We start from the raw sequence: 26,775 nt of genomic DNA on the forward strand, positions 1-26,775 counted from the left end.
AACATCGACCGATTCCTGAAGTCAAAGCAATGGCTTGGCGCTCGTCATCAAAAGAGATGCGCAAACCGGCCAGGTGCCAATTGTGCAATGAGAACGAATCTCTCCGGTTCTTGACCCCGGCAGGAGGCAAATATGACACAGGAAACAGTGACCCTTTCCGACGCGGCGGCCAAGCGGATCGCCACCATTCTGCGTTCGGACGGGCATAAGAATGCCATGCGTGTTTCCGTCGAAGGTGGCGGATGCTCGGGCTTCTCCTATAAGTTCGATCTCGTCGACGACGCGAACGACGACGATCTCGTGCTCGAAAAGGACAGCGCCAAAGTCCTGATCGACAGTCTGTCTCTCGTCTATATGGGTGGCTCGGAGATCGATTTCGTCGACAACCTGCTCGGCCAGTCGTTTCAGATAAAGAATCCGAATGCAGTCGCAAGCTGCGGATGCGGAACGAGTTTTTCGATCTGAGTAAGCGGCGCGTCTTCGTGCGCGTCGCAGTCACAGATACGGTGATCCCAACCAGAACAGCCGGTTGGCAAGGCGCGCCGTCAACGGCTGGGCCTTCAGGTCCTGCATCGTCACTTCCTCCGCCGTATCGACGATCGCCGCGATGCGGCTGCTGACCGCGCGAGCAAAAACGTCGTCGAGCACCTCAAGATCGAACTCGAAATTGAGGCGCAGCGATCGCGGGTCGAGGTTCGTCGATCCGACATAGGCCCAGCGCTCGTCCACCGCGAGCAGCTTGGAGTGATTGAAGGCGCCCTTCGCGCGCCAAACACGACAATGCCCCTTCAGCACCTGATCAAATTGTGCGGTCATGGCGCGGTCGACAAGCAGTAGATTGTTGACGGCGGGCACGACGATATCGACTTCGACGCCGCGCCGCGCGGCCGTCACAAGCGCACTGATCAGTTCCCGGTCCGGCAAGAAATAGGGCGACATCAGTCGGATGTTCTTGCGCGCCACGGAGAAGGCGCCCATCAGCATCTTGTGATTGGTTTCGTTCGTGCTGTCGGGGCCCGATGGGACGGCCCGCATCAGCATGCCCGGCGTCTTTGCCGGCGGCGGCACAGCCTCGGCCTTCCAGGTATCGCTTGCCAGAGGCTCACCTGTCGAAAACTGCCAGTCTTCGGCTGAAACCTGAAAGATGTCGGCGACGACCGGGCCGGTGATGCGGAAATGGGTGTCATAGGCCGCCTCCGGACCAGCGATTTCGGTGGTGAAGCCGGCGCGGATATTCATGCCCCCGGCAAAGGCGACCTTGCCATCGACGACCAGGATCTTCCTGTGCGTGCGCAGATTGGCATAGGGCAATCTGAGCCCCATGATGATGTTGCCGTTAAAGACAGCTGTCGGCACGCCGGCCGCCTGGAGATAGCCCACGATGCTCGGCACCGAATAACGGGCCCCCACCGCATCGATCAGCACCCGCACGTCCACCCCTCGTCCACGCGCGGCAATCAACGCGTCCGCGAAGCGCAAACCCAGTGCGTCGCGGTCGAAAATGTAGCTTTCCAGCAGGATACTACGGCGCGCATGGGCAATCTCGTGCAGCATGGCGGCATAGGCCGCGTCGCCGCCTTCCAGCATGGTTATACGGTTGCCTGTCGACATTGCATGTCGCGACACCCGGTCGCCGAGGATTTTCATCGCCGCGAATCGCTGGCCGAATCGCGTTCCGATTTCCGCATCGGACACGTCGAAGAGCCCGAACTGATCCGGTCCGCGACTGCGCAACAGCGAACGCTGCATGCCGATGGACGAGCGGCGGATGCGGTTGATACCGGCAACACCGTAAACGAGCGCCCCAACGATCGGCGACAGCAGCACAACGCCGACCCAGCCGGCGGCCGCCCTGACATCGTCCTTGGTCATGGCGGCATGGATTGCCGCCGGCACGCCCAGAACGAAAGACAGGAAGACGAGAAAATGCGGCCAATAATTCTGGATGAGGTCGATCATGAGCGGGACTATAGCCTGCGCCCGGTCGGAATCAATTCACTGCCCGTGCGCGCGGAGCGCAAGTGACTGAAATTCGCTGCGCGTCAAGGATGCATGGTGGCAATCTTGACGAAAAGACCGCAGGTATCGGATTTGTCAAAAGAATCCGGAGCCGTTACAAGAGACGGTCCGAGCGGATTCACTGACATGGAAGGGCGTTTCGAGCCATGAAGATTGCCACCTGGAACATCAATGGCGTCAAGGCGCGGATCGACAGCCTGCTGGCATGGTTGAAGGAATCGAATCCGGACATCGTCTGTCTGCAGGAAATCAAATCGGTCGACGAAAACTTCCCGCGCCTGGAGATCGAAGCGCTCGGCTATCACGTCGAAACGCACGGCCAGAAAGGCTTCAATGGCGTTGCGTTGCTTTCCAAGCTGAAACCGGACGAAGTCAATCGCGGCCTCCCGGGCGACGATGCGGACGAGCAGGCGCGCTTTATCGAAGGCGTGTTTTCCGTCTCCGGCGGCGTCATCCGCGTCTGCTCGCTGTATCTGCCCAACGGCAACCCGGTCGACAGCGAGAAGTATCCGTACAAACTGCGCTGGATGCAGCGCCTAGCGGCCTATGCCGAGCAGCGCCTGCAGCTAGAAGAACCGTTCATTCTTGCTGGCGACTACAACGTCATTCCGGAGGAGCACGACTGCTGGGACGTCAAGGTCTGGCAGAACGACGCCCTATTCCTGCCCGAGACCCGCCAGGCTTTCCGCCAGCTGCGCAACCTCGGCCTCACCGACGCCGTTCGCTCGACAACGGATGAAGTCCCGCTCTACTCATTCTGGGACTATCAGGCCGGGTGCTGGCCGAAGAATTTCGGGATACGCATCGATCACCTGATGCTGTCACCGGAAGCCGAGGACAGGCTGGTTTCGACATCGATCGAAAAACATGTGCGGGCTTGGGAGAAGCCTTCCGACCACGTCCCGGTCGCGGGCTATTTCGCGTTCGAACGCCCGCTTTGACGCCGAGGTTTGCGCGAGGGCAGCGCTTCGAGCGTTTCCAGGAAAAGTGCGTAGCGGTTTCCGTCAGGAAAGGCGAAACAGCGGAAAGATAGAGGGTTTCTGCGGCTCCTCTTAATCTGGAACCGCTTGGTCGTCATGCGCAGGAAGCGCTTAGTCGTCGTCGCCCTGCGTGTGCATGTTCTGCGACAGCGTGATCGCCTGGCGGCGGTCACCTTCGGTTGCCAGAGAAAAGGCCTGCTCCTGCATCGACTGCAGCCACGGCCTGTCCTTCGGCGAACACTGGTCGAGAGCCGCGGTCATATAGGCAAGACCGCGGATGGTCTGACCTTCCTGGAAGATGACGTTGCCGAAAACGCCCATGGCGCCGGCATGACCATTCTTGCGCGCGCGGTTCAGCCACTTCTTGGCCTGCTGAACATTGACGTTGCCGCCCTCACCCGAAAGCAGCATGCGCGCCAACTGGAACTGGGCCTCCGATACACCAAAGGTCGATGCTGCCTGGAAATAGAGCTGCCGGGCCTGAGACATGTCGGATTTGATCGGGCTGTCGGGGATGCCGCGGCGATAGTAGCCGGCAAGCGAGATCAGCGCATTGACGAAATACCCCGTATCCTCGGAACCGGGTTCGACACCCTGCTGGGCAATCTCGCTATAGATCTTGAAGGCTTCGAGGTCGTTTTCAGCGACGCCGTCTCCATAGGCATACATATTGGCAAGGGCCCAGCGGGAGCCGGTATGCCCCTTCTCGGCGGCATAGCGGTAGGCCTCGACCGCTTCGTCCTTGCGGCCGCTCTTGTAGGCAGAGAAGCCGAACTTGAACAAGGCGAACGGGCCGGATTCCTTGCTGACCCCGGTGCCCGGATCAAAGGCACGCGCCGGACCAGCCGTCGCACCGCCAACCACCAGCGACACGCCGAGCATCGCAACCTTCAGAGACTTCAGTTCACCCGCAAGCATCACAGTCTAATTCTTCCGTTCCAGCCGGCCACGCCGAACTCATCACCGCTGCAAACACAAACGCCTGAACAGCCCTTTGCCATTCAATTGTTCACCGAAACCGCCGACAACATCGACGCACCCAGTCCAGGATGAAACTCCATTGTGCGTATCCTTAACCGACCATTTCCGCAGAAGTGCGGCAGCTCACTCAGGACAACACATGACTTCATTTCGTTACAAACATTGCAGGCTCGATCTTCGAGTTGCACGTTTGTCCCCAACATCGCTGCTCCCTGTTTGTGGCGGGAAATGGACATACTCACCTTGAGTCCGACCCTAGCAAACTCTAGCATTAAATGTGTTGCTGAATCGTCACATTGGCGGGCTGCGGAACAGTCACCAACAGATGTCGCGCAAGGCAAAAAGAAAGGCCCGGCGATGAACCGGGCCCTGAGTATTCCGATCGATGGAAGATCAGAATTTTACTTTGATGGCAGTCGAAATCCCTCCGACAAAATCATTGCCGAAGTCATACGATACGTCGTCACCGATGACGTCCCCCTGGTAGGTCACGGCGCCAGAACTACCGCTCGTCAGAATGCCTACCGAACCAGCCAGACGGAATTCGACATTTTTCGTCGGCGTATACGAGACACCGGTGCCCAAAAGCCAGGTATCAGTCTGGGTGCCATAACCATGGCTCGTGCCACGGTCCCAGGTCAGGCTGACGGCCCCACTCCACTGGTCGTTGAACTTGTGTCCGACGCCGCCCGAAATGGTCCAGCCGTCGCGATAAAGCAGGTCAAGGCTTGTGCAGGGGGTCGTACGCGATACAGTGGCCGGGCAGAACTTCAGAACCTGCAACTGGCTCCAATCAGTCCACTTGACTGAGCCGAACGCAGCCCAATCCGGTGCAAACCCGCTCTGCAACTTGAGCTCAAGCGAATCCGGCATCGAAGCCGAGCCGGTTACGTCGTATTTTGTGCCGGTAATCAGACCGACGCCAGGGACGACAAAGCCCAACTGACGCAGATCGATGAACCCGGAAAGATTATCCAAGTCTACCGAACTGTTGTAGACGAGGCTCGCGCGCAGGGCATATTCAGGGATTTCATAGCCCACACCTGTCCGCCAGCCCCAGCCATCGCCTTCGAGCTCCAGCCTGCCGACGCCCGAAAAGAGGCCTGCCAGTGCGGTGCCCGTGTAGTCCTGCACCAACCGCTCTTTGAAGCCGTTCACTTCCTGGTAGAAGACGCCGCCGATCATGCGGAGTTGACCAGGGCCCATATCCCACTTGTAGGAACAGGTCGCCGCGTAGTTGTCGCTTTCGACTTTCGTTTCGATATTGTTGTTGGCGCCGGCCCAATTTTTGCCAGGGTTGGTGTGCGCACCCCAAGGCTGGGAGTAGTCCACCATGCAGTCGATACCGTCAGTCAAGCCCGCCTTGAAGCCGACACGAGGCACCCAGTAGCTCTCGGTGTCATCAACGGTATTCGGACGGTAATTCAGGTTTCCCCCACCGAACGTCCCGCCGATGAGGTCCGTGTTGCCAGTATCAGTATCTACGACATTCTTTAGTCTACGCTGCGGGACAACATATGTGGCCGCGGCCTCGGCTGCGTAATCGGACGGGTCGAACAGCAGGTCGATATTGTAACCGCCGCGTTCAAGACCGCCAGCGTGCGCCGACGATGCAACCAGAATTCCGGCTGCCAACGCCAGGACGCCCCGCTTCAAATTCTCATGAGCCATCAAGCTCCTCCCCCTGCATTTCAATCTGCGACAATCCACCTCACGTCGCCTATGCGAAAAGTAATCTCACGATCGCGTGAAATCGCAAATGCCGCTTTCTAGGGGTGCGACGCTCCTGTGCGCCATAAAATTTACGTAAGATTCTCATCATTTGAACACAATCCACGCAAATCGAACGAATTTTGCGCGAAAGGCCGATCATGAAGCCAGCATTAGGATAGTATTCCAATATAATCCGAAAGTGTTACTCAACAACAACAACATCGGTTTTTGCACCAAAAAGGGCGGGTTCGGGTTTGAAAGCGAGACTCAAACTCCCCCAGTCGATGCGACAGAAAGCCGCCGCCTTGGCATGACGAATCGGCTTGGCGACAAACGCAGCAGCCTCGTCAGAAAATGCGAAATCCGCGGCGCTTCCGCCGCGGATGACATAAAATCAGGCCTTTCGGTGCGCTCAGCCGGCTTCTGCAACCCGGGCCAAAGCGACGCCGAGCGAGTCCTTTTGCAGATCCAGTTCGACGAGACGTTCACGCTCAGCTTCAACCAGTTCGGGCTTTGCGTTGGCGACGAACTTCTCGTTTGCCAGCTTGCCGAGAATACGGTCTCGCTCGACATCGACCTTGGAGATCGCCTTTTCAAGACGTGCCTTTTCAGCCGAGAGGTCGATCAGGTTGCCGAGCGGCAGGCAGGCCGTCGCTTCGCCGATCACGATCTGAGCGCTGCCGCGCGGGGCAACGGACGCATGATCGATATGCTCCACACGCGCCAGCCGGCCAATGGCCGAAGCGTGACGCTCCAGCCGTTCGCGCGTCAGCACATTGGCGGCGACGACGATGAGCGGCGCGGTTGCCGCCGGCGGAACGTTCATTTCGGAGCGGACCGAACGGATGCCCGACACCAGATCGATCAACCAATTGATCTCGTCGGCGGCAGCATCGTCGGCATAGGACGCTGACGGCCATTCCGCGTGGCAGAGCAGGCCTGAGCGTTCACGTCCCTCACCCGCCGTCTGATCCCAGAGCTCTTCCGTCATGAAGGGCATGAACGGGTGCAGCAGCTTGTAGATCTCATCGAGAACATAGGCGACGCAGGCCTGGGATTCGCGCTTTGCCGCTTCATCCTCACCGCTGAAGACGGGCTTCAGCAGTTCGAGATACCAGTCGCAGAACTGGTTCCAGACGAAGCGGTAGAGGCTACCGGCAGCTTCGTTGAAGCGAAAACCTTCGAGCGCTTCGGTAACGTCGCGGATGGTCCGGGAAAGCTCGGTCAGAATCCAGCGGTTGATCGTCAGCGACGACGCCTCAGGAATGAAGCCGTCGCTGTTGGTGACACCGTTCATCTGGGCGAACCGGGTGGCGTTCCAGAGCTTCGTCCCGAAATTGCGGTAGCCGGCGATGCGCGCCGTGTCGAGCTTCACGTCGCGCCCCTGGGCCGCCATGATCGCCAGCGTGAAACGCAGCGCGTCGGCGCCGTATTCGTCCATCAATTCCAAGGGGTCGATGACGTTGCCCTTCGACTTCGACATCTTCTGCCCGTTCTTGTCGCGAACGAGCGCATGGACATAGACGGTGTGGAAGGGTTCAACCGGCGTGCCGTCGGCGTCCTTCATGAAGTGCAGACCCATCATCATCATCCGGGCGACCCAGAAGAAGATGATGTCGAAGCCAGTCACCAGAACGTCGGTCTGGTAGTATTTTTCGAGTTCCGGCGTCTCGTTCGGCCAGCCGAGCGTGGAGAATGGCCAGAGCGCGGAGGAGAACCAGGTGTCGAGCACATCCTCGTCGCGGGTCAGGATCTCGCCCGGCTTGAAGTTCTCGAGCAGGTCTTCGACATAGGCCTTCATCGGGCCTTCGTGGGCGAGATAATGCTGGATGGCGGCGTGCAGCGCCTCTTCCTCGGTCTTCTCGACGAAGACCTGACCATCCGGACCATACCAGGCCGGGATCTGGTGTCCCCACCAGAGTTGGCGCGAGACGCACCACGGCTGGATGTTCTCCATCCATTCGTAATAGGTCTTTTCCCAGTTCTTCGGGACGAAATTGGTGCGGCCTTCCTTGACCGACGCAATCGCGGGCTTGGCCAGCGTCTTGGCATCGACATACCATTGTTCCGTCAGGCGCGGCTCGATCGGCACGCCGCCACGGTCGCCATGCGGGACCATGTGCTTGTGCGGCTCGATCTTGTCGAGCAGGCCAGCTTCCTCGAAAATCCGCACGATGATCTTGCGCGCCTCGAAGCGGTCCTTGCCCTCAAGCTCGTCCCACGCGCCGTGCAAGGCGGCGGGATCGCTGAGGCCTTCGAGGAACTCCTCGTTGTCCTTGATGGTGATGCGACCTTCGATGGTCAGGATGTTGATGGCAGCAAGGCCCGCACGCTTGCCGACGTCGAAGTCGTTGAAGTCGTGCGCCGGCGTGATCTTGACGGCACCGGTTCCGGCAGTCGGATCGGCATAATCGTCACCGACCACAGGGATGCGACGGCCGACGATCGGCAGGATGACGTGTTTGCCGATGAGTGGCTTATAGCGCTCGTCTTCCGGATTGACGGCAATGCCGCTGTCGCCAAGCATCGTCTCCGGCCGCGTGGTGGCAACGACCAGATAGTTGCGGGTTTCCCATTCCGTCGCCTTGCCGTCGTCGTCAAATGCGACCGGATGCTGATAGGTGACGCCTGGCTCCAGCGGATAGCGCAGGTACCAGAGGTTTCCGTTGATCTCGTGCTGCTCGACCTCCAGATCGGAAATCGCCGTCAGCAGCTTCGGATCCCAGTTGACCAGGCGCTTGTCCTTGTAGATCAAGCCTTCCTTGTAGAGCGAGACGAACACTTCAAGCACGGCCTCAGACAGGCCGTCGTCCATGGTGAAGCGCTCGCGCGACCAATCACAGGACGCGCCGAGCCGCTTCAACTGGTTGAAGATCAATCCGCCGGATTCGGCCTTCCACTCCCAGACCTTCTCGATAAAGGCTTCACGACCCATCTGGCGGCGATGCTGTTGTTGCTCCATCAGCTTGCGCTCGACGACCATCTGCGTGGCGATGCCGGCATGGTCCATGCCCGGCTGCCACAGCACGTCCTTGCCGCGCATGCGCTCGAACCGTACCAGCACGTCCTGCAGCGTGTTGTTCAGCGCGTGGCCCATGTGCAGCGAACCCGTCACATTCGGCGGCGGGATCACGATACAGAAGCTGTCGGCGCCGGGCTTTGCTCCCGCACCTGCACGAAACGCGTTTTCTTCGTCCCACTTCTTGGCGATACGCGGGTCGACGGATGCGGAATCGTAGGTCTTATCAAGCATTTTGAAGCCAATTTTGGAGATTGATGTCTATGTCTTGTAAACCGGAACGACCGGTGCGAGTCAACACGAACGCAAAAAGGCCGCGACTGTTCCGCGGCCCCTGTGTCGGAAAGGCTCAGGTATTAGCGTCGGGGGCCGCGCGCGACGCGTTCGATCTCTTCCCGCACGAGCCGTTCCACCAATGTCGGCAGGTTGTCGTCCAGCCACTCCTGCAGCATCGGACGCAACATTTCTTCGGCAATTTCATCGAACGACCGACGCGTGCTGAGGTCGACCGCCTGGGCAAGATTGTCAAAGGACTGCGCAACCTGACGACCGACCTCGGCCGAAATGATCGCAGGCGCGGCTTTTTCGACCACAGGTTCTTCAGCGACGAGCGCCACCGGACCGGCCGAAATGGCGATGGCCACAGGCGCTTCCACCTTCGGCGCCGCTACAGGGGTTTCAACCACGACACTCTCGTTGCCGGGCTGCTGGGCCTCACTCACCGGAAGTCGACCAGCCGGCGCCTGCGGCGCGGAGACAGCAGCCATTCGCGACGTGATCACCGGACTATCCTGAAGACTACGCGACGGTTCGTCGCTGGCGTTCGCTTTCGTCGAATAGCTCACGGTATGACGCTCGGAAGCCGCCCGCACCCGGGCAGCGACATCGGCCAGGGAAAGCGGCGGCTGCGCGATGTTCGCGTGCGGCTCCGAAGGGATGACGGCCACCTCGATCGCCGGCGAAGACGTTGCTGGCTTTGACGCTTCGAGGCTCTCGTCCCGCCCGCCGAAAGCCGCTGCTTCGATTTCGCTGTCGATCGTCAACTCGATTTCGTCGGATGCATCGTCCTCGTAGTGATCCTGCGAGGAGAAATCGATCTGCCCCGGCTCGTTGCTCTCGATGATCTTACGAATGGATGCGAGAATCTCATCCATCGAAGGTTCACGCGCGACATTGAGCTGTGCCATTTCTATCCCCGTTTGACGCGGCCGAGCATGTGTCCCGAAACGACGCATGTGCCGATTGCAAACAAACCTTAAGTGAGTTCGCGGGCGAAACATACGCCGCGAATCAGACACTTGGATTGTTGCACAGATTTGTTTTGATCGGCAGAAGCAGAAACGCCCCGGTTTCCCGAGGCGTTTTCTTGATCAACGGCCGTCGACGGTTCGAAGTCCGAACCACTTGTCCTTGACGGCCTCGTAGTGCTCTTCGGCACGGTATTCGGCAACCTGCAAACCCTGGCTCTTGACGCTCAAGATCGCGGTGGCGGCAAGCAGACCGTAGCTCGCTACGACAGCATCGCGCTGGGCAATCGCCAGCTGTTCCTGCGCGTTCAGCACCGTCTGTTGCGAGTCGAGGACGTCGAGCGTGGTGCGCTGGCCGACCTTGCGCTCTTCGATGACGCCGGCGAGCGCCATGTTGGCGGCCGAGATCTGCGTCTTGTTGGCACCGATACGAGCAATCGCCGCCTCAAGCTGAGCATGAGCCGTAACGACGTTCTGCTGAACGGCTGCACGCTGCGAATCGACCAGGATACGCTGCTGCCCCAGGGTCTCTTTGGCACGACGAATCTGACCATATTCTGCGCCACCCTGGTAGATCGGCACCGTCAGGCGAGCCGTGAGGCTCGACGTGTCGCTGACGACGCCGTCACCGGAATTACCCGTCGTGCGCCCGACCTGTCCCTGAATAGTCACGCCGGGGAGCATCGTGCCTTCAGCTGACTTCACCTGGAAGCCGGCCGTATCGACATTGTATTGCGCGGCGAGAATGGTCGGATGCTGGCGCAGCCCAAGGGCAACAGCCTGATCGAGCGACCGCGGAAGCCCCTTTGAGGCAGGTGCCGGCTGCTTGATGCCGGTCGGCGCCACGCCGACGATCTGAACATAAACAGCCTCGCTCTGCTTCAGCTGCGCGATGGCGCTGATCAGAAGCGACTGAGCGTTGGCGAGCGATGCTTCGGCAAGGCTCACGTCAGTGCGCGTACCTTCACCGACATCAAGACGAGCCTGAGACGCGTTCAGCTGTTCCCGGAGGAAGTTGATGTTCTGCCGGCGGATCGAAACGATCTGCTGGTCGCGTGCGATGTTGGCGTAAGACGTCGCAGCTGCCAGCAGAATCTGGATTTCGTTCGCCCGAAGCCCTTCGCGGTTGGCGAAGACATTCGATTCGGCGGCGCGAACGTTGTTCAACGTCTGAAAGCCGTCAAAAATCATCTGGGTTACGGTGACACCGATCTGCCCCTGGTGAAAGTCCCGACTTCCAATAACGTCGTTCTGGACAGTGGAAAGCGTTCCGTTTGCAAACGCCGAAACCTGTGGGCGAAACCCGGACTTCGCGATCGGCACCCCTTCGTCGGTCGCCCGAAGACCGGCACGCGCAGCGTTCAGATCCGGGTTATTCTCATAGGCTTTGGCCATTGCGCCGAAGATCGTCTCCGCCAGCACGGCCTGCGGCGCAAGCAGTACACTCGTCGAGACGGCAGCCCAAAAGGCTGCTTTGCGGACAATCGACACCATACTTCCCTCTCCGATCGGGGCGGCAATGCCAGCCCACTATTTCCTGCGGCACCATTCCGAAGTCGAAACCGAGCCGCCCTAAATACGGCGATGAAGCGCTCACACCGCCCACCGGTGAGCAAATCACTACCTCAGTACTCTTTGAAACCCGGAATCGGCACGATCACAACTGTACACCGATACTGCGCATGATCATTTCAAAAAGAAACAGGTGGTTCGTTGCCAATTGGCAACATTGCTATTTTAGCAGCACAATCAAATGTTGAGATACCTCAATAAGTGGCACCTCAAAAAACAAAAGTCTGCTCGCGGCGAAAGCCCGGAAGTGGCTTGACCGCGGTGTTGAAGTCCGCCCTTTCGGACGTCTTCCCATGCTCATGGACATAAAGCTTAGCACGCGAAGCATTACCGAAGCCTTCGACGGCAATCAGCCTGCCGCCGTTGCGCAGCTGTTCGAACAAGGCCGCAGGAAGAACCTCCACGGACCCATGAACGAAGATGACGTCATAGGGCGCTTCGGCGGCATAGCCCTGGCCAAGATCGCCTGTGACGACGGCAACATTGTCATAACCGAGCCGGGCCAGCGTTTCCGTCGCCGTTGCGGCAAGCACCTCGTCGCTTTCAAGTGCGACGACCGAGCCGGCGATCAGGGAAAGCAGCGCCGAGGCGTAACCGGTGCCACAGCCGATCTCCAGCACAACGTCCGACTTCGAAATCTCGGCGAGCTGCAGCAGCTTGGCGAGCGGTGACGGCTCCATCAGGTACCGCGGGCCGGCGCCCTTGGTTCCGTCGAGTTCGATGTCGGCGTCGATATAGGCGAGTTCCTTCATGCGCGAGGGCACGAACTCTTCGCGCGGCACGGAGAGGAAAGCGGACAGGATCGCATGGGACGTGACATCCGTCGTCCGGATCTGGTTATCCACCATCTTGGTGCGCGCCGCTTCGAAATTCATCATACTGCCCTCGTGTCCGGATGGGCGCGGCGCCGGTATCCCGGCAAGCCGCGCAGTCGTCTTCTGGCTGCCAATGTTGAGCCTTTACATAAGCTCATAAATCGCCGCCCCGCCGGTTTCAAGCGACAGCGACATCTTGCAGCGGAAAAAGGAAACGGCAAACAGCGGAACCGGCGATTGCGCAGTCCGGCAAGTGCGGCAGAGCCTGCCGCGAGAACAAAGAACGCCCGGCGTCAGCGGCCAGGCGCTCCTTCGAGCCCGACGAGGGCGATCTTGGTGTAACCGGCGTTCTGGATGAGATTCATGACCGTCATCAGCTCGCCATAGTCAACGGCCTTGTCCGCGCGCAGCAGGACGCGTGTCTCGGTGTTACCTTCGGTCAGGCGCTGAAGCTCCGCCGCAAACTCCTCGCGGGCCGTTTCCTCATTGCCGATCGCCAAACCGAGGTCGGCGTTGAGCGTCACGAACACCGGCTTGTCGTCACGCGGCGTCGGCTTGGAGACTGACTGCGGCAGATCGACCTTCATATCCACGGTCGCAAGCGGCGCTGCGACCATGAAGATGATGAGCAAGACGAGCATGACGTCGATGAAGGGGGTGACGTTGATCTCGCTGTTCTCGTCGAGATCGCCACCGCTATCGCTAACCTTGCCGGCCATATGTCACCCGATCCTTGCGATGGATGCTTCTGCCGGATGGGCGAAGCCCTCCTGGCGACGCGGTTGCGCCTTGCGGACCAGACGATGATCGAGATCACGGCTGACAAGCCGTTCGACGGCAGCTGCTGCGTCGGCGAGGACGACCTTGTAGCCACCGACCGAGCGGGCAAAGTAGTTGTAGATGATAACCGCGGGGATGGCGGCAACGAGGCCGATTGCGGTCGCCAGCAGCGCTTCGGCAATGCCGGGGGCAACGATCGCCAGATTGGTCGTCTGTGCTTTGCTGATGCCGATGAAGGAGTTCATGATGCCCCAGACGGTTCCGAACAGACCGATGAACGGACCGACGGATCCGATCGAGGCAAGAATGCCCGTGCCGCTGGTCATGCGCTTGCCGGCGCGAACCTCGATGCGCGTCAGCAGCGATGCGACGCGTTCCTTGAGACCTGCCGCCGGCGCGTGATCGAGCACAGCCTCAGAACGCACCATCTCGTCGATCGCAGCGGCAACCATTTCCGCGGCAGGACCCGACCTGCCATCGAATGTGGACTTAAGCTCAGCCAATCCGTTTGCAGCCGAGAGTTGACGGACAGCACGGCCAAGGCGTGCCTTTGCGGTAAAGAGTTCGAACGTCTTGACCACGAATATTGCCCAGGTGATCACCGAGGCAAGCGCAAGTCCGATCATCACGGCCTTCACCACCATGTCGGCAGCGAGGAACATGCCCATCGGCGAGAGATCATGCGGCAGAATCGGGTTGGCGGCGACTTCCGACGGCGCTCCGACTGCCGGGGTATCAACCGATACCGGCGGGGTTTGTTCGCCGGTATCCGCTCCGGTCACAGCAATTCCGTTCTCCGTCGGCTGCGTTCCGGCAGCCGGTTGAGCGACCCCGGGCTGCGACGTTACTGCCCCAGAAGCCACGGGCTGCTCGCCTTGGGTCGCAGCACCTGCGTTGCTCGGTGCCGTTGCCGCTGGTTCGGCGCTCTGAACCTGACCGGTGGTCGGGGTTGTTGTCTCGATTGAGGTGGCCTGAGCCAAAACGACCGTTGAGGAAACACTGCAAGCCAGCACCAATGTCGCTGCCGCCAAAAAACTCAGCTTCGATCGGGTTCGGTTGGGCATCTTGTTCCTCGCGTACTGGTCCGTTTCGCCATCACAAAATCACTGGCAGCCGAAATTCGAGCCACCTCAACGTGCATTGGGCGCTCTTTACGACAAACTATGACCGAAACACAAGGATTTGTGGAGTATATAAATCAAGAATAATTTCACGCCCGCATTTCAGCCCGCCCAGCCTCAAGATCTAGAAGAGTGGAGGATCATCGTCGAAGTCGCCGCGTCGCCAGTCATAGGCGCGATGACGCTCCCAGGGGCGCTGCAGGGACATAAAAGACGTCTTGAAACGCATACTCGGACGCTGGTTGCCGAGGGCCGGCTCTGCGAAAATCTCGACCGCACCTGACAATCGCAGCAGGCGCCCACTGAGAATCCGCGCCTGACCGGATGAACAGGTCCGCTCGTTGAAGCTTCCAGGCACGATCAACAGATCGGCTTGATCGCACAGCACCTCAAACAGGTTGGGATTTTCGATGAGAGCGACCGTCCATCCGGCATCGCTGTGGGCGACGCACCATTGTTTCTCGCGGCATGAAAAGACATTGGGCGAAGCTTTGCTGAGCGTCGCGTTGATATCCTTGCGGATGGCGGTGGCTGCCGCTGGATCGAACACGCGCGGCGTTGCCTTGCCGGATTGGCGTTTGGCTTCGGGATAGAGGCCCTCTGCTGCCGCCCCAAGCGCGGGCATTGGAGCGACGTGGCTCTCGACCGCCAATGCGCGCTGCCATTGTGAAAAGAGGAAATCCGAGGGCCGATCCCGGTTCGTCGCAATGGCGGCGTCAGTGACCAATCCAACGAGACGCCCGTCCTCCGACACCACAACCGCCGGCAGTTGCCTGTCCTCGACGACGAGACAGATCAAACCGACGAGCAACACGACGCCGCCCAGAGCCGCAAGCCAGGTCCGCAACACGCACAGGATGATGCCGCCAAAGGCAATGAGCAGGAACGCCAACGGCCCGACGCGGCCAGTCAGGAATTCGCCGTCGAGCGACGTCACGAAGCGGGCGATCACCAGCATGCCGTCGAGCCCCCATGCCATCACGGCAAGCGGATACTGTTCGAGACCAAAGGGCATCAGCAACATGGCGAACAGGCCGAACGGCATGATGACAATGCTGATCAGTGGCGCTGCAAGGACGTTGGCGAGCAGGCCGTAGGCCGGCAGGCGCTGGAAATAGGCGGCGGAGTAGACGGACGTCGCAAGGCCGCCGATCAGCGAGGTCGCAAGCACGCCGATGACAAAGCCCATGACGAGCCGCCTGCCCCACCAGCGTCCGGCGACTGCCAGCTCATCTGCTTGAGCACGCTCGCGCCAGCGTGCGTAACCGGCAACCAACGCCAGCGTGGCGGCGAAGGACATCTGGAACCCCGGCCCCGCAACGGCAGATGGCGTGATCACGATGATGACGATTGCAGCCAGCGCGATGTTTCGCAGGCTGATCGACATACGATCGAAGAACACCGCCACCAGCATGATCGAGATCATGATCCACGCCCGCACGGCGGAAACAGCGCCGCCGGAAATCAGGATGTAAAGAAAGACCATGGCCAGCGCACCGGCAGCGGCAATCTTCTTGATCGCCACCCGCTGCGCCAATCCGGGAACCGCGCTCAGGATCGTTCGAGCCCCGATCAAGAAGGTTCCCGCGGCGAGCACCATGTTGAGACCGGAGATAGCCAGTACGTGTGCGAGCCCCGCCTGCCGCAGCATCTCGACGGTGTCACGACCGATCGCTCTCTCCTCGGCTGTCACGAGGGCCGCCGCGAGCGCACCGGTGTCGCCGCCGATCACCCCGCGGATCCGCTCGCCGACCGTCGCGCGCATCGCGGCCAGACCTTCTGCCATTTGCGCCCAAAGCGAGCGGTCGCCTGTCGCGGCGCTATCGACCGCAGGGCTATGCGGCGCACCGTAGAAATAGCCGACGGCACCAATCTGCCTGAAGTATGCGTCAAATGCGAAATCGTTGAGACCCGGTAGCGCCGGGCCCGAAGGTGGAGAAAGGCGTGCCCTGCCTTCGATCGTGGCTCCGATCGCCAACGGTGTGTGCGGGCTACGTGACAGTACCATGACCTTGAGCGGTGCCCGCCGCAGCGTCGGCTTGGTGGTTTGCTCGATTAGAATGCCGTAGCGCCAATGCTCACGATCATTCTTCTCGCGCGAAAACACCTTTCCGCGCAGATTGGTCGTTACCGGGCCATCGAGCACGACCGTATCGAGACGCGCCGTTTCGACCGCGACAAGCACCATGCCCGCGCTGAACAATCCAGCGGCGATCATCAGCGGGCGAATGGCGCGCACGGCCCCGTTGCACAACACGGCGGCTATTCCGAAAACGCAAGGCAGCAGTGCAAGTTTGACAAGTCCGAGGTCGTAAGGCAGCGAAAGCCACGTCAGCACGCCGGCGGCAAGCAGCACCGGAACCAGGACCAATCCGTGGCCGAACGCAGCCTCTTCCTCGATGGCGCTGCGCCAGGATGAAGCAATGGCAGCCGGTCGCAGGCGGGCGCGCGCAGCCATCGCCAAAGACTTCAAACGGCGAAAGACGAGCTCGGTGTGCCTGTTCGCAGGCGTTGCAGGCGCGCCGTCAGCCAAAACCGACGCGGGTAGCGCTGGAGCGACGTGCATTCCATCCTGCATCGAAGTCCGGACTTCGATCTCGCTCATCGTATGGCACTTCCCCCCGAAGACAGTAGACGTGGATGATGCAACCAACGCACCAGATCCGCAACCTGGACGCTATCTGCCGAAAAAAGCGGCAAACCTATATGGAATGGTCCCCCACCATTGCTCTGACCGCCATTGATCCCGTTGGACATATTGCCCTAACGTGCGATTATTGCGTCGCCATATGCACATTTTCGCATCGCACAATTTGCCTTTCGTACAGCTTGGCAGCCGAAAATAAATCATATAGCAACTTCGCAACGTTCATTTTCGTGGCATATCTCTGTGCCACGTTGCCATAAGACGGAGGGTCCCCATGACAGAAAAAAGCGCGGTCGTAACACTCGATGGAAAGTCGGCGGAGCTACCAGTGCGATCGGGGTCCATCGGTCCTGATGTGGTCGATATCGGCTCGCTCTACAAGCAGACCAAGATGTTCACCTACGACCCGGGCTTTACCTCGACGGCGTCGTGCGAATCCAAGATCACCTATATCGACGGCGACGAAGGCGTGCTCCTGCATCGCGGCTACCCGATCGAGCAGCTTGCGGAACATGGCGACTTCCTGGAAGTCTGCTACCTCCTGCTTTACGGCGAACTGCCGACGAAGGCGCAGAAGGCCGATTTCGACTATCGCGTCACGCACCACACCATGGTGCACGAGCAGATGTCGCGCTTCTTCACCGGCTTCCGTCGCGATGCCCACCCGATGGCCGTTATGTGCGGTTGCGTCGGCGCTCTCTCTGCCTTCTACCACGACTCGACCGACATCACCGATCCGCACCAGCGCATGGTCGCCTCGCTGCGCATGATCGCCAAGATGCCGACCATCGCCGCGATGGCCTACAAGTACCATATCGGCCAACCCTTCGTTTACCCGAAGAACGATCTCGACTACGCCTCGAACTTCCTGCGCATGTGCTTTGCCGTGCCTTGCGAGGAATACGTCGTGAACCCGGTGCTGTCGCGCGCCATGGATCGCATCTTCATCCTGCATGCCGACCACGAGCAGAATGCTTCGACCTCGACGGTGCGCCTTGCCGGTTCGTCCGGTGCCAATCCGTTTGCCTGCATCGCCGCCGGCATCGCCTGCCTCTGGGGCCCTGCTCACGGCGGCGCCAACGAGGCTGCGCTCAACATGCTGGCCGAAATCGGCTCGGTTGACCGTATTCCGGAATTCATCGCCAAGGCCAAGGACAAGAACGACCCGTTCCGTCTGATGGGCTTCGGCCACCGCGTCTACAAGAACTACGATCCGCGTGCCAAGATCATGCAGAAGACCACGCATGAAGTGCTCGCAGAACTCGGCCACAAGGACGATCCGCTTCTCGAAGTGGCGATGGAACTCGAGCGCATCGCGCTGACCGACGAGTATTTCATCGAGAAAAAGCTCTACCCGAACATCGACTTCTACTCCGGCATCACGCTGAAGGCGCTGGGCTTCCCCACCACCATGTTCACCGTACTGTTCGCGCTCGCGCGCACCGTCGGCTGGATCGCCCAGTGGAACGAAATGATCGAAGATCCGGAACAGCGCATCGGCCGCCCGCGCCAGCTCTATGTCGGCGCTCCGCAGCGCGACTACGTGCCGGTTTCCAAGCGCTAAGCTGCAATCGGGAAATAAGAAAAGCCCGGTCAGAAATGGCCGGACTTACACATTGAGAGGCCGGAACATCGTTATGATGTTCCGGCCTCTTTTGTAATTGGGGTGTTTGAAACGCCACAATTGCGATGCGACGGCGGTGGCCCTAACGACCTGTCTTGTTCTGCAGATAGGACAAAACGATCTCGGCGCCGAGTTCGCCGGGCGGCCGGTGTGTCGCCATGCGCTCTTGTACGAGCGCGTAGCCATCCAGCATCGATGCGCGCTGGACGGTCGGGGCGGACAGCCGCTCGACCCAGCGGGTCAGAGCACCGGGGCGAATGCTCTGGTTGAAATACTCCGGCACGATCGGGAAATCGGCGATCAGATTGGGGAGCGCCCCGCTCCAGATGCGGATACGGCTATGCAGCAACCGCACGAGCCAGTCGGCATCATAGGTAGAGACGACGGGAACACCGGCAAGCGCGAGTTCCAGAATGACTGTTCCGGACGCGGCGATCGCAGCGTCCGCCTTGTCAAAGGCCGCCCATTTTTCGGCAGCACCGACAGATATCTCGGGCTGAACCTTCCAACCGGCCGTGATCTCGCGCACCAGGTTTTCCTGGCGAGGAACCGTTGGCAACAGGAAACGGATGCCCGGATGCCGGGCCGCGAGTTCTTCCACCATCTGCCCGAAAATCGGCAGCAGTCGCCCGATCTCGCTCGACCGAGAGCCCGGCAGAAGCAGGCAGGTCGAAACAGAGCTCCCGTTCGCCTCGCGCAATTTCTCACGTCGGCTGGCGCGAACGGCGAGCACATTCGCGTCCGAGGCCAGACGATGGCCGATATAGGTCGTCGGCGGCCCCTCGAGCTTGCGCATGATCTCGGGTTCGAACGGCAGAACTGCCAACACGTGGTCGACATAGCCGCGCATGCGCGGCGCACGCTCCGGCTTCCACGCCCATACGCTCGGGCAGACATAGTTGATGACGGGCAGACCCGGAAGTGCCGCGCGGACCCGGCGCGCGACACGATGGGTGAAATCCGGACTATCGATGATCAACAGCGCATCTGGGCGCGCTGCGATAATCGCATTTGCGGTCTGTCGGATGCGCAGAATCAATTTCGGCAGACGCGCCAGCACCTGCGAAAAGCCCATGATCGACAGTTCGGAATAGTCGAACAACGATTTCAGACCTTCGCTCTCCAGGCCGTCACCGCCGACGCCGACCAAATCGACATCCCGGCCGCACTGGATGCGCAGTGCCCGGACCAGATCTGTACCAAGCAGATCACCCGATACCTCGCCGGCAATCACTGCCAGTTTATAGCTCTGTCCGCTCATGCCCTTCCCCGGTAATCGCTGCGCTCGACGCCGATGACAAACAGCCCTGCCCGGTTGGCGGCCTCGATCACCTCGGCGCGCTCGAGCACCAGGGCGCGCCCGGCTTCGACGGCAATTCCGGCAAGCCCAGCAGCAACCGCGCCGGCGACGGTCGATGGTCCGATCGACGGCAGATCAGCGCGCAAATCCTGTTCCGGCTTGCACAGCTTGACCAGCACTCCTCGACGGCGCGCCGAGACGCGTCCTTCCGCCTTGAGTGTCGCCACGCGCTCAAGCATAGCATCGGTGCCTTCAGCCCCCTCCAGCGCAACCACGCGGCCACCCACGGCGATTGCGCCCTGCCCCACATCAAGAGCACCGAGCGCGTTGGCGGCAGCGATACCAGCCGCAACATCGCGTCGATCATCGCTTGATGGCGCAAGGGCGCCTATAGGTCCTGGATCTGCCAGTAGGTTTGGAACAACCTCATGCACGCCGATCACATGCGCACCGCTTGCTTCGATGAGTTGCATCGCCATGCGCAAGACCGCGTCGTCCCCCCCGGATACCAGCGTCCTCAACACACTTGGCACCTTGGCAAGCGTTTTCAGCGTTGGGCGAATATCGCGCCATTCCGGCCGCCGGCGAACCCAGCCCGAAAGCACGACCCGATCGATGCCTTCATCTCTAAATGTGCGGCTGATTGCGGAGAAATCACCAATAGCGAGAACGGAGTGGTCAAACTCCAGCCAATCGCTCTCTTCTGCTTCGCGCGAGAGCGCAATGATAAAGGGATCTTCTCCCCGGGCGCGAACCGCCTCGGCCACGTGATGCGGTAACGCGCCGCCTCCGGCGATGATCGCGAGCCGGCCGCCTTTTGCCGCGCGGCTCGCCTTGGCCGACGTCACGCTCAGACCTTGCCGCGGCTTGGCGACGACAGTGCCCTGTCGCTCTCGGCTGCAATGAAATCGAGGATTTCGACAACCGGTGCACAGTCGGCATAATCAGCACGAATGGCGGCTGCATTGGCGCGAACCGATTCCGGCCCTTCGAAGATCTGCTTGTAGGCCCGACGCACGACATGGATCGTTGCACGCTCGATGCCCGCGCGGGTCATGCCCACCACGTTGAGCCCGCTCAGAACACCGGGATTGCCGTTGAGCATACCGTAGGGAATGACGTCGTAGCTGACGGCCGAAAGACCGCCGATGAACGCCTGCCGACCGATGCGCGTGAACTGATGCACAGCACAGCCGCCGCCGAGGATCGCTCGGTCCCCGATCGTGACATGGCCTGCCAGCAACACGTTGTTCGACATGATGATGTTGTTCCCAAGGCGGCAATCATGCGCCACGTGCGAATAGGCGAGGAACAGATTGTTGTTGCCGACGATCGTCGCACCGCCATATTCGACGGTTCCCGCATTCATCGTCACACCTTCGCGGATCGTGCAGTTGTCGCCGATCTGCAAGATGGTGTCGACCGTGCTGTGATGCACGCTCTGCGAATCCCCACCTATGACAGCATTCGGGAAGATCTTGGAGCCCTTGCCGATCGTCGTTCGGCCGTCCACGACGACGTGGCTCTTGAGTTCCATATCGTCACCAAGAACGACTTTCGGCCCGATATAGCAAAACGGGCCGATTGTGACGTTCTCGCCGATCTTCGCCCCATCTTCGATGATCGAGGAAGGGTGGATCTTCGCTGTAGCTGCAATCATGTTCAAGCGTCTTCCGTGCTGACTATCATCGCGCCGATATCAGCTTCCGCGACGAGTTGCCCGTCAACTTTTGCGTCACAATGAAACTTCCAGATATTGCCGCGCTGCTTCTGCTTGACGACATGAAACTCGACACGATCGCCCGGAACGACCGGCTTGCGGAACCGCGCATTGTCGATGGTCATGAAGTAAACGAGGTTGGTGCCCGAAGCGGTCTTGCGCGCGCAGATCGCGCCTGCAGTCTGCGCCATGCCTTCAATCAGCAATACGCCCGGCATGATCGGCTTCTCCGGGAAGTGGCCCGTGAAGTGCGGCTCATTTGCCGTGACATTCTTGATGCCAATCGCCGAATTGTCGCCGTCAATCTCGATGATCCGGTCGACGAGCAGGAAGGGGTAGCGATGCGGGAGAAGCTTCAGGATCTCCTGAATATCCGCCGTACCCAGAACCGTTGCCGCCTCACTCATTCGTGCCACCCTTCTTTTTCTGTCTGTCACTTGCGCGCAACGCCATTTCGGCGACATCGCGCAGGAAATCGCGCATCGGACGCGCTGGAATACCGCCATAACGCTCGCCCGCAGGCACGTCGCTTGCAACGCCGCTCATCGCGGCAATCTGCACGCCGTCGCCCACAGTGATGTGGCCGTTGACGCCGCTGCCACCGCCGATCATCACGCCGTCACCAATTCTGGTGCTGCCGGCGATACCGACCTGGCTGACAATACCGCAATAGCGGCCGATGCGGACGTTGTGGCCCACCTGCACAAGGTTGTCGATCTTCGTCCATTCGCCGATGACAGTGTCGTCCATCGTGCCACGATCGATCGTCGTGTTCGCACCGATCTCGACATGGTCTTGGATGATCACACGCCCGACCTGGACGATCTTGATCATTCCACCCTTGGGACCCGGCGCGTAGCCAAACCCGTCCTGGCCGATTCGGGCACCGGGATGGATGATGACGTTGTTGCCAACAAGAGCGCAAAGAACGCTGACGCCTGCCGCGATCGTGCAGTCGCGGCCAATACGAACGCCGGGGCCGATCACCGCGCCGGCAGCAATCCGGGTGCCGCTACCAATCTCCGCATCGGCTCCGACCACAGCCATCGGCTCGACCTCAACGCCCTCTTCCAGACGCGCGGACGGATCGACGAAGGCAGCCGGCGAGATGCCAACAAGGCTGGTATTGCGCGCAGGGCGCATCGCCACCTCGTGCAACAGCGTGCCAGCCAAGGCAAAGGCCGTATGCGGCCGTCCAGTCAGGAGAATGGGAATGTGAGGCGGTACGAGCGGAGCGATCGTCTTGTCGCAGATAATCGCGGAAGCTTGGCAGCTCTCCAGCTCGGCGCGGTACTTGCGCGAAAGCATATAGCAGATGTCGCCGGGCTTTGCCCGATAGACAGGTGCTACGGAATGGATAGCGCGATCTGCAACCGCGCCATCCGACAGTTCCGCCCCAACTTGATTCGCCAGGTCACCCAAACGAATCCCTTTATGGGGCGGAAAAAACCAGTTCTGTTCCATGGACACTCCAGAACAATCAACTTTCGGCAGTTCTGGACTGCTTCTTTATCAGAACGACGAGGAAATACCGAACTTCAGGTTCTGAACCTTGTCGAAATCTTCCTTCGCGATCGGCCAAGCGTAGTCGACACGCAGAGGACCGAACGGCGAAGCCCAGATCAAGCCGAGACCGACCGACGCACGCAGCGAGGAACCGTTGCCCTGCACCGTTTCCGAAGGCAACATGGCGACCTTGTTGCTATAGAGCGTACCCGCATCGGCGAATACCGCGCCGCGGAAACCGCTGTCACGCGGGATACCCGGAAGCGGGAACGTCGCTTCGGCCGAAGCTGTGAAGTACGTCGTGCCGCCAAGCGCGTCGCCCGTTCTTTGGTCGCGCGGACCGATACCGTTACGCTCGAAGCCGCGAATATCGTTACTGCCGAGCTGGAACTGGTCGAAGACCTGCAGGTCGCTGCCGGTTTCGAAGACATGGCCAGCACCACCCGCGAGCGAAGCAATGATGTCCGCTTCGTCGTTAACCGTGTAGTACCACTTGGCCTTGCCGGTCATCTTATAGAAGTCAGAATCACCGCCGAGACCGGCAAATTCATGCGTGAATGTCGCAAGAACGCCGTCATGCGGCAGCTGGGCGTCATCGAGCGTGTTGTACGTGATCGACTGCGACACCGACGAACGGAGCCAGTTTCCACCCTCAACTGCGCGAACGTAAGGCGACGACAGATCTGCGAGATTACCGCTGCTATAGTCGAACTGCGTATAGTTGTACCGCAGAGTGGTCGACAGGTTTTCGGTGATCGGCGCCGCTATGCGCAGGCTGAAACCCTGGTCTTCATAGCTGTAGTTGTCGTCATCGAAGTCGTTTTCATTCTTGAAGACGTCGAAGCCTGCGGCCAGACGATAACCAAGGAAATACGGCTCGGTGAACGAAACGTTGTAAGTCCGGCTCTCATCGCCGCGACCTGCAGCGACGCGAATGTACTGACCGCGGCCGAGGAAGTTCTTTTCCTCGATCGAGGCTTCGACGAGGAAGCCGCCGCCGCTGCCAGCGGAGTAGCCGGCACCGATACCGAACGAACCGGTCGACTGATCCTGAACATCAACGATAACCACGACACGGTCGGCAGCACTGCCGGGAGCCGTCGAGACGTTGACGGTCGAGAAGTAGCCAAGAGCCTCAAGGCGACGCTTGGCGCGCGCTACCATTTCCTGGTTGAAGGCATCGCCTTCGCCCATGTCGAACTCGCGACGGATAACGTAGTCACGTGTGCGGGTATTGCCGCGGATTTCGATGCGCTCGACATAGGCGCGCTCGCCCTGGTCGACGAGATAATCGACTGCGATCGTATGATTGCCGAGATCGCGGTTACCGCGCGGGGTCACGCGAGCAAACGGGTAGCCAGCCGAAGCGACGCGCTTCGAAATCTCGCTCATCGTCTCCTGAATATCCTTGGCCTTATAGACCGAGCCTTCGCGGCTGAGCACAACACCCTTCAGCGCTTCGGCATCCACACCTTCGACCGTCGATTCGACCGTAACCGCACCGAAGTCGTAACGCGGACCCTCTTCGACGGTGACCGTCACCGTGTACTCGTTGGTCGCCTCGTTCAGCGTAGCCTCGGACGAAATGACCTGGAAGTCAGCGTAGCCACGGTTGAAATAGAACTGACGCAGCAGCTCTTCGTCGGCGCGCAGCTTGTCCGGGTTGTAAACGTCCTTGCGGGTCAGGAACGAGAAGATACCCGATTCCTTCGTCGCGATCACCGACTGCAGACGACCATCGCTGTAGGCTTCGTTGCCGACGAAATTGATCTGCGAAATCTTGGTACGCTCACCTTCGTTGATCACGAAGGCAAGGTTCACACGACCTTCGGCAATCGGAACAACCTGGGTCGTCACCGTGATATCGCTGCGACCGATCGCTGCGTAGGCTTCCTTGATCGACTGAATATCGGTTTCGACGGTTGCTTCGCTGTAGGGACCGAGCGGCTGTGTGCGGACGATACCTTGCAGCTTGTCGTCCTTGATCTTCCGATTGCCGTTGAAGACAACCTGGTTGATCAGCTGATTCTCGCTGACGGTGACGACGAGCGTGCCACCGGCAATATTGATGCTGACATCAGAGAAATAGCCGGTCGAGTACAGACGCTTCACGGAAGCATCGATATCGGCATTGCTGAAGCTCTTACCGGGAACAATCGTGATGTTCGCGCGCACCGTCTCAGCGCTGACGCGCGTGGCTCCGCGAACTTCAACACGACTGATGGTGGCGGCCTCTGCGACGGAAGCGCCTGCGAGCAATCCAACACCAGCGCCAGAAACCACCATACTCGTGGATAGCGCAAACGCAGACACCGCGTTCAAAAACCTTGAACCAGCTTTCATGTTCAAATCTTACCTTTTCCCAACGTCGCGCGGCAATTTCGTGCCGACTCCGGTCACGGTTGCCGTTTTACCCGCTTTTCCCATACAAGCAAGCCAGCTCGTTAATTTCTGTTTACTTCAATTCGAACCGTGGCTTAACGGCCACTACAGATTCGAGTTATCGTAAACAAATCCTTGCTGCACAAGCCATTGAAATCCAATCGTTCACAGTATCGGTCGTCGTTTCCGCCCAAACACTCCCCGGCCGAACGCTAGCCGAAGAACATCGAAATGTCGTTCCAGGTGGCAAAAACCATGAGCATCAGCACCATGGCAAAGCCGATCCGATAGGCGACATCCTGCGCGGCGGCTCCAACCGGCTTTCCGCGCAAGGCCTCAACCGCATAGAACATCAGATGGCCGCCATCAAGCACCGGAACGGGCATGAGGTTAAGCAATCCTATGGAAACAGACAGGACAGCCGCAAGCTGCAGCACGGCTGCAACACCCAGCGTCGCCATTTGGCCCGACGCCTGGGCCACACGGATGGGGCCGCCAAGCTGATCCGCCTTCATCCGCCCGGTAACGAGATTCGCCAGATAGTCGAACGTACCGGTAACAATGTGCCAGCTTTGCAGCGCACCCTGCCCGATCGCCTCGATCGGGCCATAGGTAACCAGCCGGAAATTGCCGGCGTCCTGATCGGTGACGATACCGATGATGCCAATCTCCATCTTGTTTCCGAACTGGTCGGAAATCTCGGTCCGTTCCGGCACCATGGGAAGATCCAGGAATGCACCGTCCCGCTCGATCCGGATCTTGATCTCGAGTTCCGGCCGCACGCTGACGTAGCGGCGAACATCGTCGAACGTCGCCACCGGGGTCCCGTCAATGGCGATCAACCGGTCGCGCGGCAGAATGCCGGCTTTGGCCGCGGCACTATTCTCCTTGACCTGAGCGACGACGGGGTCTGCCACCGAACGCCCGTAGACGGCGAAGAGAACGGCAAAAATGGCGATGGCAAGGATGAAATTTGCGATGGGGCCGGCGGCCACCGTCGCTGCCCGCTTCCACAGTTTGGCCCCGAGAAAGGTTTGCGCCCGCTCTTGCGGCGAGATCGTCTCGAGCCGCTTGTAATCCGGCGTACTGGCAGCATCCTCGTCGCCATAGAACTTGACGTAGCCGCCAAGCGGGATCACGCAGAATTTCCACCGGGTGCCATGCTTATCGGTCCAGCCCAACAGTTCCGGCCCGAAGCCGACCGAGAATGCGAGGATACGAATGCCCGACCACCGGCCAACGAGATAGTGTCCCATTTCGTGCACGAAGACCAGGAGGGTCAGAACCAGCAGGAATGGAACGATATAGCCGGTCACAAATTGCAGGGCATCAAGCAGATATGTCATGGA

At 59.9% G+C, this 26,775-nt stretch carries 20 protein-coding genes; 3 read left to right on the forward strand and 17 right to left on the reverse strand.

The annotated features are described in order from the left end of the window. The first annotated feature begins 132 nt into the window (after positions 1-132). Positions 133-465: an iron-sulfur cluster insertion protein ErpA gene (gene erpA / locus BLJAPNOD_RS15160; protein ID WP_077498274.1), complete on the forward strand. Its 333-nt coding sequence runs from the start codon at positions 133-135 to the stop codon at positions 463-465. A 30-nt stretch (positions 466-495) separates the two neighbouring features. Here erpA and BLJAPNOD_RS15165 read toward each other — a convergent pair whose 3' ends face one another. Next, the gene (locus tag BLJAPNOD_RS15165) at positions 496-1,959 is read right to left on the reverse strand and encodes a phosphatidylserine/phosphatidylglycerophosphate/cardiolipin synthase family protein (RefSeq protein ID WP_115420393.1); all 1,464 of its coding nucleotides are present in this window, start codon (positions 1,957-1,959) and stop codon (positions 496-498) included. A 206-nt stretch (positions 1,960-2,165) separates the two neighbouring features. On the opposite strand from BLJAPNOD_RS15165, the gene xth reads away from it, so the two are divergent. After that, positions 2,166-2,960: an exodeoxyribonuclease III gene (xth, locus tag BLJAPNOD_RS15170; protein WP_115420394.1), complete on the forward strand. Its 795-nt coding sequence runs from the start codon at positions 2,166-2,168 to the stop codon at positions 2,958-2,960. 150 nt (positions 2,961-3,110) lie between these two features. Here the strand turns inward: xth and exoR are convergent, their stop codons facing one another. The 9 genes from exoR to BLJAPNOD_RS15220 all read right to left on the reverse strand — a co-directional run bounded on the left by exoR (position 3,111) and on the right by BLJAPNOD_RS15220 (position 16,705). Beyond that, complete coding sequence (exoR, locus tag BLJAPNOD_RS15175; RefSeq protein ID WP_115420395.1) at positions 3,111-3,917, reverse strand: exopolysaccharide production regulator ExoR; 807 nt, start codon at positions 3,915-3,917, stop codon at positions 3,111-3,113. A gap of 456 nt (positions 3,918-4,373) precedes the next feature. Then, entirely contained in the window at positions 4,374-5,651 is a 1,278-nt protein-coding gene (locus BLJAPNOD_RS15180; RefSeq protein ID WP_115420396.1) for an OmpP1/FadL family transporter, read from the reverse strand. Between the two features lie 454 nt (positions 5,652-6,105). After that, complete coding sequence (locus BLJAPNOD_RS15185) at positions 6,106-8,946, reverse strand: valine--tRNA ligase (protein ID WP_115420397.1); 2,841 nt, start codon at positions 8,944-8,946, stop codon at positions 6,106-6,108. A gap of 122 nt (positions 8,947-9,068) precedes the next feature. Further along, positions 9,069-9,899, reverse strand: coding sequence for a PopZ family protein (locus tag BLJAPNOD_RS15190; protein ID WP_115420398.1), 831 nt, complete (start codon positions 9,897-9,899; stop codon positions 9,069-9,071). 183 nt (positions 9,900-10,082) lie between these two features. Continuing rightward, entirely contained in the window at positions 10,083-11,453 is a 1,371-nt protein-coding gene (locus tag BLJAPNOD_RS15200; protein WP_077498281.1) for a TolC family outer membrane protein, read from the reverse strand. Positions 11,454-11,740: 287 nt separating this feature from the next. Continuing rightward, positions 11,741-12,406, reverse strand: coding sequence for a protein-L-isoaspartate O-methyltransferase (locus BLJAPNOD_RS15205; protein ID WP_077498723.1), 666 nt, complete (start codon positions 12,404-12,406; stop codon positions 11,741-11,743). Between the two features lie 233 nt (positions 12,407-12,639). Beyond that, positions 12,640-13,065, reverse strand: a complete 426-nt coding sequence (exbD, locus tag BLJAPNOD_RS15210) for a TonB system transport protein ExbD (protein ID WP_077498282.1) — start codon at positions 13,063-13,065, stop codon at positions 12,640-12,642. Between the two features lie 3 nt (positions 13,066-13,068). Next, complete coding sequence (exbB, locus tag BLJAPNOD_RS15215; protein WP_115421303.1) at positions 13,069-13,989, reverse strand: tonB-system energizer ExbB; 921 nt, start codon at positions 13,987-13,989, stop codon at positions 13,069-13,071. Positions 13,990-14,371: 382 nt separating this feature from the next. Next, positions 14,372-16,705, reverse strand: a complete 2,334-nt coding sequence (locus BLJAPNOD_RS15220) for a ComEC/Rec2 family competence protein (RefSeq protein WP_244611022.1) — start codon at positions 16,703-16,705, stop codon at positions 14,372-14,374. A 463-nt stretch (positions 16,706-17,168) separates the two neighbouring features. On the opposite strand from BLJAPNOD_RS15220, the gene gltA reads away from it, so the two are divergent. Then, entirely contained in the window at positions 17,169-18,458 is a 1,290-nt protein-coding gene (gene gltA / locus BLJAPNOD_RS15225; protein WP_077498285.1) for a citrate synthase, read from the forward strand. Between the two features lie 142 nt (positions 18,459-18,600). On the opposite strand, the gene BLJAPNOD_RS15230 is transcribed toward gltA, so the two are convergent. From BLJAPNOD_RS15230 to rseP, 7 genes are all read right to left on the reverse strand, one after another. Next, a complete protein-coding gene (locus tag BLJAPNOD_RS15230) occupies positions 18,601-19,779 on the reverse strand; it encodes a lipid-A-disaccharide synthase (RefSeq protein ID WP_115420401.1) in 1,179 nt (392 codons plus the stop codon). Continuing rightward, the gene (gene lpxI, locus BLJAPNOD_RS15235; RefSeq protein WP_115420402.1) at positions 19,776-20,666 is read right to left on the reverse strand and encodes a UDP-2,3-diacylglucosamine diphosphatase LpxI; all 891 of its coding nucleotides are present in this window, start codon (positions 20,664-20,666) and stop codon (positions 19,776-19,778) included. Before lpxI ends, BLJAPNOD_RS15230 begins: the two co-directional genes overlap by 4 nt. A 2-nt stretch (positions 20,667-20,668) precedes the next feature. After that, complete coding sequence (gene lpxA / locus BLJAPNOD_RS15240) at positions 20,669-21,484, reverse strand: acyl-ACP--UDP-N-acetylglucosamine O-acyltransferase (protein WP_199565944.1); 816 nt, start codon at positions 21,482-21,484, stop codon at positions 20,669-20,671. Next, positions 21,481-21,945 (reverse strand): 3-hydroxyacyl-ACP dehydratase FabZ, encoded by a 465-nt coding sequence (gene fabZ / locus BLJAPNOD_RS15245; RefSeq protein ID WP_077498289.1) that lies wholly within the window; start codon positions 21,943-21,945, stop codon positions 21,481-21,483. The genes lpxA and fabZ overlap by 4 nt, the downstream gene beginning before the upstream one ends. Then, positions 21,938-23,002 (reverse strand): UDP-3-O-(3-hydroxymyristoyl)glucosamine N-acyltransferase, encoded by a 1,065-nt coding sequence (gene lpxD, locus BLJAPNOD_RS15250; RefSeq protein ID WP_115420404.1) that lies wholly within the window; start codon positions 23,000-23,002, stop codon positions 21,938-21,940. Before lpxD ends, fabZ begins: the two co-directional genes overlap by 8 nt. A 48-nt stretch (positions 23,003-23,050) precedes the next feature. After that, positions 23,051-25,387, reverse strand: a complete 2,337-nt coding sequence (bamA, locus tag BLJAPNOD_RS15255; RefSeq protein ID WP_077498291.1) for an outer membrane protein assembly factor BamA — start codon at positions 25,385-25,387, stop codon at positions 23,051-23,053. Positions 25,388-25,638: 251 nt separating this feature from the next. Beyond that, on the reverse strand, positions 25,639-26,772 hold the full coding sequence (gene rseP, locus BLJAPNOD_RS15260) for an RIP metalloprotease RseP (RefSeq protein WP_077498292.1): 1,134 nt from the start codon (positions 26,770-26,772) through the stop codon (positions 25,639-25,641). Positions 26,773-26,775 lie beyond the last annotated feature (3 nt).

Source organism: Ensifer sp. M14 (assembly GCF_003355565.1).
Taxonomy (GTDB): domain Bacteria; phylum Pseudomonadota; class Alphaproteobacteria; order Rhizobiales; family Rhizobiaceae; genus Ensifer.

Excerpts from the sequence above, each read along its gene's own strand:
- erpA (WP_077498274.1), top strand. The coding sequence starts at position 133 with ATGACACAGGAAACAGTGACCCTTTCCGACGCGGCGGCCAAGCGGATC.
- BLJAPNOD_RS15165 (WP_115420393.1), bottom strand. The coding sequence starts at position 1,959 with ATGATCGACCTCATCCAGAATTATTGGCCGCATTTTCTCGTCTTCCTG.
- xth (WP_115420394.1), top strand. The coding sequence starts at position 2,166 with ATGAAGATTGCCACCTGGAACATCAATGGCGTCAAGGCGCGGATCGAC.
- exoR (WP_115420395.1), bottom strand. The coding sequence starts at position 3,917 with ATGCTTGCGGGTGAACTGAAGTCTCTGAAGGTTGCGATGCTCGGCGTG.
- BLJAPNOD_RS15180 (WP_115420396.1), bottom strand. The coding sequence starts at position 5,651 with ATGGCTCATGAGAATTTGAAGCGGGGCGTCCTGGCGTTGGCAGCCGGA.
- BLJAPNOD_RS15185 (WP_115420397.1), bottom strand. The coding sequence starts at position 8,946 with ATGCTTGATAAGACCTACGATTCCGCATCCGTCGACCCGCGTATCGCC.
- BLJAPNOD_RS15190 (WP_115420398.1), bottom strand. The coding sequence starts at position 9,899 with ATGGCACAGCTCAATGTCGCGCGTGAACCTTCGATGGATGAGATTCTC.
- BLJAPNOD_RS15200 (WP_077498281.1), bottom strand. The coding sequence starts at position 11,453 with ATGGTGTCGATTGTCCGCAAAGCAGCCTTTTGGGCTGCCGTCTCGACG.
- BLJAPNOD_RS15205 (WP_077498723.1), bottom strand. The coding sequence starts at position 12,406 with ATGAATTTCGAAGCGGCGCGCACCAAGATGGTGGATAACCAGATCCGG.
- exbD (WP_077498282.1), bottom strand. The coding sequence starts at position 13,065 with ATGGCCGGCAAGGTTAGCGATAGCGGTGGCGATCTCGACGAGAACAGC.
- BLJAPNOD_RS15220 (WP_244611022.1), bottom strand. The coding sequence starts at position 16,705 with ATGGCTGCGCGCGCCCGCCTGCGACCGGCTGCCATTGCTTCATCCTGG.
- gltA (WP_077498285.1), top strand. The coding sequence starts at position 17,169 with ATGACAGAAAAAAGCGCGGTCGTAACACTCGATGGAAAGTCGGCGGAG.
- BLJAPNOD_RS15230 (WP_115420401.1), bottom strand. The coding sequence starts at position 19,779 with ATGAGCGGACAGAGCTATAAACTGGCAGTGATTGCCGGCGAGGTATCG.
- fabZ (WP_077498289.1), bottom strand. The coding sequence starts at position 21,945 with ATGAGTGAGGCGGCAACGGTTCTGGGTACGGCGGATATTCAGGAGATC.
- lpxD (WP_115420404.1), bottom strand. The coding sequence starts at position 23,002 with ATGGAACAGAACTGGTTTTTTCCGCCCCATAAAGGGATTCGTTTGGGT.
- bamA (WP_077498291.1), bottom strand. The coding sequence starts at position 25,387 with ATGAAAGCTGGTTCAAGGTTTTTGAACGCGGTGTCTGCGTTTGCGCTA.
- rseP (WP_077498292.1), bottom strand. The coding sequence starts at position 26,772 with ATGACATATCTGCTTGATGCCCTGCAATTTGTGACCGGCTATATCGTT.